This window comes from Rhodococcus sp. 3258 (assembly GCF_031456475.1).
Taxonomy (GTDB): domain Bacteria; phylum Actinomycetota; class Actinomycetes; order Mycobacteriales; family Mycobacteriaceae; genus Rhodococcoides; species Rhodococcoides fascians.
Map to the genome: position 1 here is coordinate 60,421 of NZ_JAVDUT010000010.1, position 13,476 is coordinate 73,896.

Here is a 13,476-nt window from a genome sequence, read left to right on the forward strand (position 1 = left end):
TCAGCGATCGATGAAGTCGTACTCGGCGAACTTCGCGCCACCGGAGAGGCGTTCGTAACCGGGCCCACGATCGAAGAACGGCTCATCGAGGCCGCGTGCATTGCGTATCTCCGCACGCAGCTTCTCCGATGCCTCCACATCCGCGGTCGCCGTCTCCTCGGCTATGACGACGCCGTAGTCCGTGGCCGCGAACTCGCGAGAGACTTTGCCCCACAGCACGTCCTGCTCGACGGATTCGATGGGACGCTCGAGCGGATCGCCCCAGCCGCCGCCACCCGTCGTGCGGATACGGATGGTGTCGCCCGCCAGGATCGGCTCGGCATCGGTCAACGCGTCGAACTCACGCTCGTTGGGCTGACCCGGATTCAGCGTTACCGAGAACGATCCGCCGGCCTTGCCGCCCTTGACGCCCCAACACGCGAGAATCGAACGGTCGGCGATGGACATGAAGTGCGCATCCTTGAGCATCCGGATGTGCTTCTCGTAACCGAGGCCGCCGCGGTAGCGTCCGGCACCACCGGAATCCTTGGCCAGGCCGAGCTTTTCGACGATGAACGGGAAGCGGCTCTCGGTGAATTCGGTCGGCAGGTTCCGCGAATCGGGCACGACGTGGATGGTGTCCTCACCGTCCGCGTAATGCCGTCCACCGGAGCCGCCGCCGAGCACCTCACGCATGAGGTACGAGTTTCCGTCGAAGTCGTCGCCGTACACGCCCGTGTAGCGGATGGTCTCCTGATCGGCGGGCATGTTGCCGTCCACAGCCTTTGCCACGACGCCGGCGAGCACACCGAGCAGACGCAGGATGACGAACGTCCGAGCGTTGGTCGGGGCCGGGAAGATCGGGGTGATGAGCGTGCCCTTTTCGGGGAACTTCATCTCGATCAGCGGGATGACGCCCTCGTTGACGTCGAGCTCGGCCATACGTTCGGGGGAGTCCGCGAGGTTGCGGAGCACCGGCGCAAGCCATTTGGCCAGGAAGTTGCCGTCGGCGTAATCACCACAGTGGTTGATCGGGCCCTTGGCCTGCGGTCCGGTGCCGGTGAAGTCGAGGATGAGTCGCTCGCCGCTCTCGTCCTCCGGACCGGTCTTGGTGAGGGTTATCCGCTGAACGTGCAACATCGGCTCGTCGACGCCGTCGTGCTCGGCGTAGTCCTCCCAGGTGTATTCACCCTTGGGGATCTTGCTCAGGATCTCACGACGGTAAATCTCGGTGGTGGCATCCATCATCGAGTCGAAGCACGCCTCGACGGTGTCGACGCCGTAGCGCTCGTACAGCTCCGTCATCCGCCGGGCACCCATGAGGCACGCCGAGCACTCGGCGTCCAGATCGGCGGCCAACGCGTCGGGCATTCGCGAGTTGCGCGTCATGATCGTCAACGCAGCCTGGTTGGGTACGCCCTGATCCCACAGCTTGATCGGCGGAACCATCAGGCCCTCTTCGTACACGGTAGTCGCACCGGACGGCATGGAGCCGGGGCAGCAGCCGCCGATGTCGTCGTGATGGCCGAAGGCCTGGACGAAGGCAACGACCGACGGCTCGGTGTCGCCGGGCTTCGTTGCGAACACCGGCACCGTGACGCAGAGGTCAGGGAGGTGGCCGATGCCACCCTCGGAGAGATAGACGTCGTTGTGGAAGTAGACGTCGCCCGGCTTCATGGTCTCGAGCGGGAAGTCGCGAGCCACCGGATGCACCAGCGCGGAGTAGGAACGCCCCGTCAGCTTGCGCAGATTGCGGTCGTGAATTCCGGCGCGGAAATCGTGGGCGTCACGAATCATCGGTGACCGCGACGTCCGTGAAATGGCCGTCTCCACTTCCATTTCGACGCTTGCGAGGTAGCCGGCCACGATCTCGACGAGAACGGGATCGGGCGCAGGTGCGTCGACCGGAGACAGTCGGTAGGGCTTGTTGTTCACCATGTCGATGACGGTCATCAGTTCGCTCCGTTCGAGTCGAGAGTGCGGGTGATGCGGACGTTGCCGAACGTGTCGATGCGAGCGGAGAAGCCCGGATCGATCGGCACGGTGGAGCTGAATTCTTCGATGACGGCCGGGCCGGTGATCGTGTCACCGGCACCGAGATCCGCACGGCTGTAGATCGCGGTCTCGTGCCAGCCGTCGAAGTACGCCTGACGCGTTCCGGTGCGGGCACTTTCGGCTCCGGTGCCGTCGGGGATCTCCGACAGCACGGGGCGCTTGATGGGGCCGATGCCACTGACGCGCAGGTTCACCCACTCCACGAACTGGCTCTGATCTCCGCGGAAGTCGTACCCGTACAGCTCGCGGTGAGCTTCGTGGAAGGCCTCGGCTGCCTGATCGATGCTCGCCTGGGTGATCTCGCCGTCGGCGATCGGTACGCGCACCTCGAAGGCCTGACCGAAGTAGCGCAGGTCGGCCGAGCGTGCGTAGCGACGATCCTCGGCCGCGAAGCCCTCACCGGCCAGCGCCTCGTCGGCACGGGCAGCGAGCACTGCCAGCTCCGATTCCAGATCCTCGGCGCGCAGACGGTCGTGCCGGCTGACGTGCGTCTGCACGTAGTCGTTGCGGACATCGACGGTCAGCAGTCCGAACGCCGAGACGTTGCCCGGGTTGAGCGGTACCAGAACATCTTTCAGGCCCAGGATGTCCACCAGGCGGCAGGCGAGCAGCGACCCGGATCCGCCGAAGGTGACGAGGGTGAAGTCGCGGACGTCGAGGCCGCGTTTGACCGAGATCTGCCGCAGCGCATTGGCCTGGTTCCAGGCCGACACCTCGAGGATGCCGGTGCCGCAGGCCTCGATTTCGAGCGAGAGCTGATGCGCGAGGTCTTCGATGCCCTTGCGCGCCAGGTCGGTATCGAGGGGGATCTCGCCGCCGAGCAGGTGGGGAGGGATCCGGCCGAGCAGGACGTGGGCGTCGGTGATGGTGGGCGCGGACCCGCCGTTGCCGTAACACATGGGGCCGGGATCGGCTCCGGCAGAATGCGGCCCGACGCGCAGCGTGCCCTCGGGTGTCATCCAGGCGATCGATCCTCCGCCTGCGCCGACGGTGACGACGTCGATCATCGGGATCTTCGACGGGTAATTGCCGACGCGTCCCTCGGTTGTCAGCGCGGGCTCGCCGCGGACCACGACGGTCACGTCGGTGGAAGTGCCGCCGCCGTCGCAGGTCAACACTTGTTCGACGCCTGCCGCGCTGGCCACCAGGGCCGCACCCAGCGCACCGGCGGCCGGACCCGACAGCACGGTGGTGATGGGCTGGTGCACCACCTCTTTGGCGGACAGGACGCCGCCGTTGGACTTCATGACGTAGAACGGCACGTCGCGTGCATCACCGGATTCGGTGGCGAACTCACGCAGGCGGTTCGCGATGTTGTTGACGTAGCTGCGAATGTTCGGCTTCACGGCCGCGTCGACCAATGTGGTGATGGCGCGCTCGAATTCGCGGTATTCACGCAGCACCTCGGTGGAGATGGAGACCGTCGCCTCGGGGTATTCCTCGAGCAGGATGTCGCGGACACGCTGTTCGTGGTCCGGGTTGGCGTAGGAGTGTACCAGGCAGACGCCGAGGGTCTTGACCCCCTCTGCCTTGAAGAATGCTGCTGCCGCGCGCACATCGTCATCGTTGAGAGGGCGAATCTCGTTGCCGTCGAACGAGAGCCGGCCGCGGATGGTGCGGACGCGGTGCGCGGGCACGATGCGATCGGGCTTGACCCAGAAGTAGGAGTTGCCGTAGCCGTCGGGTACCGACTGGCGCGCGATCTCGAGTACGTGCTCGTAGCCCTCGGTGGTGATGAACCCCAGGTTCTCCACCTTGCCTTCGAGCAGCTTGTTGGTAGCGACAGTGGTGCCGTGGCTGACGGCGCTGAGCGAATCGCCGGATACCCCGAGCTGGCGGAGTACCTTGTCGATGCCGGTCAGGAATCCCTCGGCCGGATCACTCGGCGTCGACGGAGTCTTGGTGGTCACCATGGCTCCCGACTCCTCGTCCACTGCCACGACGTCGGTGAATGTGCCACCGGTGTCGATACCGACCCGAATCTTTCGTGGTTCCACGCTTCCTCCTCGATATGGTTCGTAGGCCACGCGTCCGTTGATCGGATCGGCGGGTACCTGACGTGTACTCACATTCGACCCGTTCTGCGTCTCAGTATCTTTGGCACAAGGTGCCAAACTCCGGCCGAGCATTTGAGCTTCGCGCGCCCTGCACCGGCGTCGAATTGGCAGTACTTGCAACGACAAAGGCCGCTCACCCCCGATCGCTGGGGATGAGCGGCCTTTGTCGTGAGCCGTGACGGCGCGGAGCTACCGGTGACAGGACGAGCGCGTGAGCAGTCCGCCCAACACGACTCCGGCCAGTGCGAAGCCTGCGCCGGCTGCGGCGGCCAGCAGTGTGCCGCGGACGGACTGCGCAGCGACGGGTGCGCCGGCACTCACAGCGCGTCCGGCCGCGACAGGCAGGGCAGTGGGGGTGGTGCCGGAATCGCTGGCTGTTACCTCCGCGGGCGCAGCAGCGGCCTCCGGCACCCCGTTGGCGATGACGCCGTCGAGACCGTTGAAGAACACCCCGGCCATCTTCTTGGCGACACCGGTGATCATGCGCTGACCGACACCGCCGACCATGCCGCCGACCACGGCGTCGGCGTCGTAGCTGAGCATCGTGCCACCGCCCTCGGTGGGCTCGAGCTTGATGGTGACGTCGGCGCGCACCGTGCCCGGTGCGCCGGCACCGGAGGCGGTCATGACGAACGACTCGGGCCGATTCTGTTTCGAGAGCACCACTTCACCGTCGTAGGTGCCCTTGATGGCTGCGACGCCTGCGGTGATCGAGAGCTTGTAGTGATCGTCGCTCAACTGCTCGAGCGACTGCACTCCGGGGATGGTCGCGGCCAGGACCCGGCCGTCCTGCATGCTGTCGTACACCTCGGCGGGAGGTGCGGCCAGCGTTGCGGTTCCTGCGATTCTCATGAAATCTCCTCGGTTGTCTGAGCGACCGCGTGGGTCAGCCGCAGCTCGTACAGGTCGGACGGTGAAATGGGCATCGAGGTGATCGAAAAGCCCTCGGCGTCTTCGACGGCGGCCGCGATGACGGCGCTGGTGGGGATGACGCCGGCTTCGCCGGCACCCTTCATGCCCAACGGGTTGAGTCCGGACGGGGTCACGGTGTGGTCCATCTCGATGGTCTCGGGAACTTCGGTGACGAACGGCATCAGGAAGTCCATGAACGAGGCGTTCAGTAGTTGCCCGTGCTCGTCGTAGGCGATCTTCTCGTACAACGCTCCGCCGATTCCCTGGGCGACGCCGCCGTGAATCTGGCCCTCGACAATGCGGGGGTTGATGACGTTGCCGCAGTCGTGCACCACTGCATACCGCTCGACGTGGATCTCGGCCGTCACCGGATCGGTCTCGACGATCGCCGCGTGGATGCCCGACGCGAACGTCGAGCGCGGGGGAGAGTAGTAACCGGTGGCTTCCAGGCCCGGCTGTTCGCCCTCCGGCACCGGCGGGATCGTCATGTCGGTGTCCATCTTGGCGAATCCGGTGGCCTGCCTCGACTCTTTGTCGAAGGCATAACGCAGCGGATTGGACAGTACGGCAACAACACCGAGGGAGATTGACGTGCCCTCTGCTCCGGGTTCGGTGCCGATCTTGCAGACGTAGCCCCCGCGCAATTCGAGCTCGACGGGGTCGAGATCGAGTGCACGCCCGGCGATGACCTTCGCTTTCTCGGCGACCATCTGCGCGGCCACGTGGAACGCCGAACCGGACATCACCGCTCCACGCGAGGCGAATGTGCCGACGGCATAACCGAATCGACGAGTGTCGCCGGTGGTGATCTCGACGTCCGCGATGGAGACACCCAGGTCATCGGCGACGATCTGCGCGAACGTCGTCTGATGGCCCTGGCCCTGCGTCGTCAACCCCGTGGCGCCCTTGATCTTTCCCGAGTTCTCGATGAGCACGTGCGCGCCCTCGTACGGTCCGGGGCCGGTGCCCTCGACGTAGGCACCGACACCGATACCGACGGTGCGGCCCTGCGCGGCTGCCTGCTTCTTGTATTCGGGGAATCCGTCCCAGTCGATCAGGGCCTTGAGCTTGTCGATGCCGGCCTGGTAATCGCCGGTGTCGTAGATCAACGGTCGACCGTCCTGGAACATCAATCCGAAGTCGTAGGGCATCTCCTCGGGCCTGATCAGATTCTTCTCGCGGACCTCGAGCCGGTCCTTGCCGAGGTACGCGGCGATGGCGTCCATCGAGCGTTCCATCGCGAACACACCCTGCGGGCGGCCTGCTCCTCGATACGGAATGACGATGACGGTGTTGGTGTACAGCGAATAACCGTTGCAGCGGAACGAGACCGGCTTGTAGGGCCCCAGCACCTGCGTCGCAGTGTTGATCAGCACGATGATGCCGTACGGCAGGTATGCGCCGTTGTCGTGCCAGACGGTGAAGTCGAACGCCAGCAGCCGTCCCTCGTCGTCGAAACCGAGGGTGACCTCTTGGACCTGTGCACGTTCGTGCGCACTCGAGATGAAATGCTCGCGGCGGTCCTCGACCCACTTGACCTCGTTGGAAATACCGGCGCGACCGAGCTGCCTGGCTGCCCACGTCACCATCACCTCCTCCGGCCACGGGTGCATGATCTTGACGCCGAAGCCGCCACCGACATCCGGGGCGATGCAGTGAATCTTGTTCATCGCCATGCCGAGTCGCGCCGCGACGGCCGCGCGCACCGACGTGGAGGTCTGTGTGGACGACCAGAAGGTCAGCGTCTCCTCGTCACTGTCCCAGCGCGCGTAGACGCCTTTGCCCTCCATCGGCATCGCCGCCGAACGCTCGATGTTCAGGTCGAGGGTGATGCGGTGTGGTGCAGCGGCGAGTTCGGCGTCGATGTCCCCGAAACCGTGCTGCAGGTGCGCGGCCACGTTGTCCGGCACGTCGTCGTGTACTCGCCGAGCCGCGACGCGCGCGATATCGATGCCGACCACGGGTTCGAGGATGTCGTAGCGGACGTCGATGACCGCGCAGGCATCCTCGGCCACGTAGCGGTTCGTAGCGATGACCATGACGATGGCCTCACCGACGTGGTTGACCTCGTCCTTGGCGAGAGGAAAGCCGTTGCGTGGAGCCACGATTGCCGGATGGGGGATCAGCAGCGGCAGCCCTTCGGCCATCTCGGCGGAGTCGGCTTCGAGATCGTCGTAGGTGTACACCGCGTGCACGCCCGGCATGGCCAGTGCGTCGTCGATATCGATGGCGGTGATGCGTGCATGTGCGTGCGGGGAGCGCACGAAGGCAGCGATCAGCGCACCGTGACCGAGGTCGTCGAGATACTTGCCCTTGCCGCTGAGCAGGCGCTCGTCCTCCGACCGTGACAGCGGCTGGCCGAACAGGGGAGCGGTGTTGGTGGGAGTGTGCGGCGGTGCGGTGCGCGTGGTGCTCATGCTCGGCCCATCCGTCCGCCGACGGGACTGGTGGATCCGCGTACCTTGCGGTCGAGTGCGGCACGACTCGACTCGTCGTCGGGACCGAGCGGGAACTCGCCCGCCCGCTCACGTTTGATCTCGGCGGCGCGCAGCACCGAGGCCTTGATGTTCTGATAGCCGGTACACCGACAGATGTTGCCGGCGATGGCCTCGGTGGCCTCCTCCTGCGTCGGCGAGTCGTTCTCGTCGAGGAATGCGGCGATGGTCGTGACGAATCCCGGTGTGCAGAAACCGCACTGCAGGCCGTGGCAGTCCTTGAAGGCCTGCTGCACGGGATGCAGGGTGCCGTCCGGCTCGACCAAGCCTTCGACCGTGGTGACGGTCTGCCCCTCGAGGCTGGCGGCGAGCATCAGGCAGGCGCGGACAGGCTTGCCGTCGAGAAGCACGGTGCATGCGCCGCATACGCCGTGCTCACATCCCACGTGGGTGCCGGTCTGACGGAGGTCGTGGCGGATGGCGTCCGACGCGAGGGTGCGGGCCGGGACGACGATCGTCTGCTTGGTTGCGTTGAGGGTGAACGTCACCTGTACGTGTTGTTCACCGGTCTCCGCCATCAGATCGTCCAACTGCTGTTCGATATCTGTTGTCTTCATCAGTGGTTCACTCCGGAATCGGCGTGCTGCGGGTGAGTGGACTTCGACGACGCGCCGTCGACTGCGGCGGCCATCACCACCCGTGCGGTCAGTGCGGCGACGAGTTGGGATCGGTACGCCGCGGTGGCATGAATATCGGACTCGGTCTCGACGCGTCGACGTGCGTCCTCGGACAACGCGTTCCACTTCGGATCACGTGCGTCGGACACGGCGGCCCCACCGATGACATCGGTGTAGTCGACGACCTCGCCGAATTCTCCGGCGGACACGTACGTGACGTGCGCGGCGCGCACCGCGTTCTCGGCAACGGTGACGCGGGCCGCGACCCCGACGAGCGCGTAGTCGCCGTGGCGTCGCGCAACCTCGTCGATGGCCGTTCCTTCTCCGACCCGGGCAGCGGGAACCGTTGCAGCGATAGCGATCTCGTCGGTCTCGAGCGAGGACTCCAACGGCCCGAGGAACAGATCTTTCGCCGCGATCTCCCGGCGGCCGCGGACGGACTGCACCGTCACCGAACCGTCGAGCAACCGGATGACCGCGGGCATCTCGGCCGACGGGTCGGCATGCACGATGGATCCGACGGTGGTCCCACGGTTCCGGATGGTCGCGTGGGCCACCAGCTGCAGTGCCCGTCCCAGCAACGGCTGCGTCCGGGCGGCAGCCCGGTTCGACGCGAGCGACGCGTGCGTGGCCAGAGCCGCGAACGTGACGCCCGAGTCGGTCGACCCGGTGATGTCGTCGAGACCGTCGATGCCGGTGATGTCGATCAGGTTCCCAGGAGCGGCCAGGCGCATCGACAGCATCGGAATGAGGGACTGCCCGCCGGCCAGCACCTTGCCGTCGACCTCGGCCAGGATCCGGCACGCCTCCTCGATCGACCGCGGCCGATGGTATTTCAATGGAGAAGGTTTCATATCCCGATCCTGCCTGCCTGTGCCTGGAAGTGTTTCGTCAAGAGGTGACAAACGTCACGCTCCAGTGTTGCAATCGCTCGTTACCGCAACGGCTTCAGGGTGTCGACTTCGCCGGCAACCCCGTCTCCGTCACTGCCGTCGGAACGTGCTGTGGTAGAGGAGGATCGATGTCGAGGCGACGCGTCGACCGGTGTCTTCATGTGGGCCGGGGCAATGCGAGCGCACAGGTGGTAGAGCCCTATGACGACGATCGTGCCGAGGGAGATACCGCTCAACGAGAACGAATCGCTGAACACGAGCGAGGTGTCGCCGATCGCGATGATCAGACCCGCGGCAACCGGCATCATGTTGAGCGGGTTGCCGAAGTCGACACCGTTCTCGCGCCAGATCTTGGCACCCAGCAGACCGATCATGCCGTAGAGGACGACGGTGATACCGCCGAGTACGCCGCCGGGGGTGGCCGAGATCAGCGCGCCGAACTTCGGCGAGAATCCGAGGATCATGGCGATGATTCCGGCCGCCGTGTATGCCGCCGTCGAATAGACCTTGGTCGCCGCCATGACGCCGATGTTCTCGGCGTAGGTCGTCGTCGGTGAGCCACCGACCGAGCTGGCCATGACCGTTGCGATGCCGTCGGCAGCGAGTGCCCGGCCCATCATCGGGTCGAGATCGTCACCGGTCATCTCCGCGACAGCCTTGACGTGGCCTGCGTTCTCGGCGATCAGAGCGATGACACCGGGGAGGACGAGCACGATGAAGGCGAGACTGAACGACGGTGCATGAATGCCGACGATGCCGTTGGCCTCGTCGCTGAACGGCGGGAGTCCGAACCATTGCGACGCCTCGACACCCGACCAATTGACGCGGAAGTGCTCGGTGACCTCGCCGGCCGTGGCGTCGTAGGACGTGATGGGCCCGGATACGAGGTCGAGGATCCAGGACAGCGCGTACCCGAACACCAGCGACAGCAGAATCGCGATCCGTCCGAGGAACCCGCGCAACGCCACGCTCATGACGATGAGCACGAACATCACTGCGAGAGCGACCCATTGGTCCTGTGGCCAATAGGTGCTGGCGACGACGGGCGCGAGATTGAAGCCGATCAACATGACCACCGCACCGGTGACGACCGGGGGCAGCACCCGCACCACGACGCCGCCGCCCATGAAGTGGATGGCGAGCCCGGCGAGAGCCAGGACGAGACCCGACACCAGGATGGCGCCGGTGACCTCGGCCGACGTTCCACCCTGCGCTCGGATGGCGGCGACGCCGCCGACGAACACCGCGGACGTGCCGAGGTAGCTGGGGATGCGGCCCTTGACCATGAGCAGGAAAAAGATGGTGCAGAAGCCCGACATCAGAATGGCGAGTTGAGGATTGAGCCCCATGATGATGGGGAAGACGAACGTGGCCCCGAACATCGACACCACATGTTGGCCGCCGAGACTGATGGTGCGGCCCCAGTTCAACCGTTCGTTCGGCGCGACGACGTCACCCGGTCGAACATTCTTTCCGTCTCCGTGAATCTTCCAGATAGGCATGTCGAGCCTTTCTCCAACGTATCGAACCGGGGTGGTTCGTGGGATGGGTAAAGCATTGTCCTGCAACGTTACTGACGCATTTCCAAATCGCTACGAGCGCAATCTGCCAAGTGCTCGATGGCGGGTCCGTCACATGTGGTGGTCGGTTCCGCGCATGGCCATGATTTTCAGCGCAAGGGAAAGATCCAGGCGTAGATCGGCGCGATCGGTGAAGGGGCCCAGTATCTTTTCGAGTTTCGTTATTCGGTATCGCAAGGTGTTGTAGTGAAAGTGCAGTGCCCGAGCGGTTTCGGCGATGTTGATGTTGGTGGCCAGCAACGTCTCCAGGGTTCTGCGCATGTCGCGTGCTTCGTCGTCGTGCCCGGCGAGGTCGTGCAGGGTTTCCCGGGTGAACGATTCGAGCTCGTCGACGTTGTCCACCAGGCTCAGTAGTCGAAACACGCCGAGTTCGTCGAACGTGGTGACGGCCCAGTCCCCGGATACCTGACGGCCGACCTTCAACGCGGTACGCGCCTGGCCGTACCTGCTGGGGATGTCGGCCACCGTGGTGCACGGGCGCGAGATCCCGACCGTGAACGGTTGCCGACCACCGCCGCCGTCTCCGTGCACTCGTTCGACGATTTCGTGCACGTCCGCGACCGTCGTGGGACGTTCGCCCATGATGATGACGGTCTCGGTACCGAGGGCGGCGATGGCGGCCTGCGGATCTCGTTGTGTCAGAGCCCCTGCGAAAGCCGACATCTGCCGATCGACGAGTGGCCTGCGGCCGGGCGTCGGTTCGTCGTCGAGGTGTGGGATCGGTTCGATCGCGACGATCACCACCGGCCTGCCGAGATCCCAGCCGAAGCGTCGAGCATGCGCCACCGCGTGTGCGTGCTCGCCGCCTCGGCCCAGGAGGAGATCGCGTAGAAAATTCGATCGGTGTTTCTCCTCGACTGCCGACAGCGCGAGATCGCGAGTGACGACCATCGCCAACACGCCTGCGGCCGCGTCGGCGGTGTGCAGGTCCGATTCTGTCAAAGGCCGACGTGAGGAGAACAGGACGATGCGTCCGTGGTCGATTCCGTTGGCAGTGATGGCGCATACCGCGATCGAATTGCCCTGTTGCGAACGGAGACCGAGGCCGCCGTCGACGGAGTCGGTGCGCAGTCTTCCGGTGGGATCGAGGGCGGTGCTGGTGCGGAGGGCGTGCAGTTCGTCGTCACTGCCTGCCGAGGCAAGTTCGCGTCCGTCCACTGTGGTGATCGACACTGCCACATCGCATTCGACCGAGGTTGCGAATGCCAGTTGTGCCACGCCGCCGCCGGCGAGCGTGATGTCGGTCAATGCCCGGCGCAGACGTTCGGACCGAAACATCGCTCGTGCCTGCGTCTTTGCGTTGTCGCGTAGGCCCGCGGTGAGATCGTGCCCGGGGTCGAGTTCGCCGCAGACCTGAACCAGCGGCAGGCCCAGTGTCTCGGCACTCACGCCGACGCACTCCGGAACGGCGATGTCGTCGTCCACCCGCACCAGAATCCCGGCAACGCCGAGGGAATGGGCTCGGGACAGCAGCGCGTCCGTGGGCTCCGTCAGGTGCGTGAGGGCCTCGCTCGTCGTGGACAACAGGTCACCCGGCCGAATCCAGAACCGAATGCCGGCGGGGTCGTCGACATGATTGATTCTGCGTACCGGCCGGCCGAGGCCGGCGCGACCGGCGAGCACCGTGGCGTGCGCCAGCAGGTTCGAGCCCAGCACGGTCTCGACGGTATGGGGTACCTCCGTGGTGGGCGAGCGTCGCTCGTCGTGCAGTGTCAGCACCTGACGGCCGATCGAACGGGTGATGTCGCGTCGATCTCGGCAGCAGCATCGCGGTGGATCGGCCCACTGAGACTTCGCAATTCGAGCCCGGTCGTCTGCCGTGAGACCTTGAGGATCTCGGCCACGATGGAGATCGCCGTTTCCGGTGGAGTGGAGGCACCCAGATCCAGCCCGATGGGGGAGTGCAGGCGCCCCAGCTCGCTGTCGGTCACCCCGCGCTCGCCGAGCAGTTCCACCCGGCGGCGGTGGGTAGATCGACTGCCCAGCGCGCCCACGTAGGCGGCACCACTGCGCAGCGCAACCTCGAGCAGCGGAATGTCGAACTTCTCGTCGTGGGTGAGAACGGTGATGACGGTGCGCTCGTCCACCGGCGCAGTAGCGAGGAACGTGTGCGGCCACGCCACCACGACGTCGTGCGCGTCGGGGAATCGTGCTCGGGTGGCGAACACCGGGCGGGCGTCGACGACGGTGACGGCGAAGCCGGCGAACGTGCCCAGGCGGCACATCGCGGCGGCGAAATCGATGGCACCGAACACATACATCCGGGGCGGTGGCCCGAACAACTCGACCATGACGGATCGCGCGCCGTCGTCGACGATGTGAATGTCCAGGCCGGACTCGCCGCGGTGTAGTCGGTCGAGAACGGCGAGACTCACGCTCGAACCGTCGGACTCGATGTCGGTGAGTCCGTCGGGATCGACGGTTGCTTCCGCTCCCAGAACCGCCTGTCGCGTCGGGGCCCCGGTGGTGAGGTCGGTGAGCACGGCCACCGGCTCGCCGCTCGAGACCAGACGAGCGACGTCTTCGAGTGCCGCGCACGCGTCGCTGTCGATGAGACGAACGAACACCTCGATGGTGCCGCCGCACGTGAGGCCGACGCCGATCGCGTCGTCGTCCGCTACCCGGTAGGTCTCGCTCCTGGCCATGCCGTCGGCCAGGACGTCGTTCGCCAGCTCGTACAGGGCACCTTCGATGCAGCCCCCGGAAACGCTGCCGACGACCTGACCGGATGCGGCGACCGCCATTGCCGCACCCGCAGGGCGCGGCGACGACTGCCACGTACGTACCACCGTGGCCAGGGCGAACGGCTCACGTTCGCGCAGCCACGGGGCCACGTCGTCGAGAATGTCGCGCATGCCGCCGCCTTTCGACCGGATGAGTGATGCCCA

9 protein-coding genes are annotated in these 13,476 nt (G+C 65.6%); all 9 read right to left on the reverse strand.

Annotated features, from left to right (window positions below; all coding sequences use genetic code 11):
• Complete coding sequence (locus J2X62_RS22935) at positions 1–1,932, reverse strand: hydantoinase B/oxoprolinase family protein (RefSeq protein ID WP_371832759.1); 1,932 nt, start codon at positions 1,930–1,932, stop codon at positions 1–3.
• Positions 1,932–4,031 carry a hydantoinase/oxoprolinase family protein gene (locus J2X62_RS22940; RefSeq protein WP_310183571.1) on the reverse strand — a complete coding sequence of 700 codons (2,100 nt, stop codon included), beginning with the start codon at positions 4,029–4,031 and terminating at the stop codon, positions 1,932–1,934. The genes J2X62_RS22935 and J2X62_RS22940 overlap by 1 nt, the downstream gene beginning before the upstream one ends.
• Before the next feature lie 249 nt (positions 4,032–4,280).
• The gene (locus J2X62_RS22945) at positions 4,281–4,943 is read right to left on the reverse strand and encodes a carbon monoxide dehydrogenase subunit G (RefSeq protein ID WP_310183574.1); all 663 of its coding nucleotides are present in this window, start codon (positions 4,941–4,943) and stop codon (positions 4,281–4,283) included.
• Complete coding sequence (gene cutA / locus J2X62_RS22950) at positions 4,940–7,420, reverse strand: aerobic carbon-monoxide dehydrogenase large subunit (RefSeq protein WP_310183577.1); 2,481 nt, start codon at positions 7,418–7,420, stop codon at positions 4,940–4,942. Before cutA ends, J2X62_RS22945 begins: the two co-directional genes overlap by 4 nt.
• Entirely contained in the window at positions 7,417–8,055 is a 639-nt protein-coding gene (locus J2X62_RS22955) for a (2Fe-2S)-binding protein (protein ID WP_027497753.1), read from the reverse strand. The genes cutA and J2X62_RS22955 overlap by 4 nt, the downstream gene beginning before the upstream one ends.
• Positions 8,055–8,969, reverse strand: a complete 915-nt coding sequence (locus tag J2X62_RS22960) for an FAD binding domain-containing protein (RefSeq protein ID WP_310183582.1) — start codon at positions 8,967–8,969, stop codon at positions 8,055–8,057. The genes J2X62_RS22955 and J2X62_RS22960 overlap by 1 nt, the downstream gene beginning before the upstream one ends.
• An 80-nt stretch (positions 8,970–9,049) precedes the next feature.
• The gene (locus J2X62_RS22965) at positions 9,050–10,510 is read right to left on the reverse strand and encodes a uracil-xanthine permease family protein (protein WP_045840797.1); all 1,461 of its coding nucleotides are present in this window, start codon (positions 10,508–10,510) and stop codon (positions 9,050–9,052) included.
• Between the two features lie 129 nt (positions 10,511–10,639).
• A complete protein-coding gene (locus J2X62_RS22970) occupies positions 10,640–12,244 on the reverse strand; it encodes a helix-turn-helix domain-containing protein (protein WP_310183587.1) in 1,605 nt (534 codons plus the stop codon).
• Positions 12,245–12,300: 56 nt separating this feature from the next.
• Positions 12,301–13,443, reverse strand: coding sequence for an XdhC family protein (locus J2X62_RS22975; protein ID WP_032399125.1), 1,143 nt, complete (start codon positions 13,441–13,443; stop codon positions 12,301–12,303).
• Positions 13,444–13,476 lie beyond the last annotated feature (33 nt).

Coding starts and splice junctions, on each gene's coding strand:
- J2X62_RS22955 (WP_027497753.1), bottom strand. CDS start 8,055: ATGAAGACAACAGATATCGAACAGCAGTTGGACGATCTGATGGCGGAG.
- J2X62_RS22965 (WP_045840797.1), bottom strand. CDS start 10,510: ATGCCTATCTGGAAGATTCACGGAGACGGAAAGAATGTTCGACCGGGT.
- J2X62_RS22975 (WP_032399125.1), bottom strand. CDS start 13,443: ATGCGCGACATTCTCGACGACGTGGCCCCGTGGCTGCGCGAACGTGAG.
- J2X62_RS22960 (WP_310183582.1), bottom strand. CDS start 8,969: ATGAAACCTTCTCCATTGAAATACCATCGGCCGCGGTCGATCGAGGAG.
- J2X62_RS22945 (WP_310183574.1), bottom strand. CDS start 4,943: ATGAGAATCGCAGGAACCGCAACGCTGGCCGCACCTCCCGCCGAGGTG.
- cutA (WP_310183577.1), bottom strand. CDS start 7,420: ATGAGCACCACGCGCACCGCACCGCCGCACACTCCCACCAACACCGCT.
- J2X62_RS22935 (WP_371832759.1), bottom strand. CDS start 1,932: ATGACCGTCATCGACATGGTGAACAACAAGCCCTACCGACTGTCTCCG.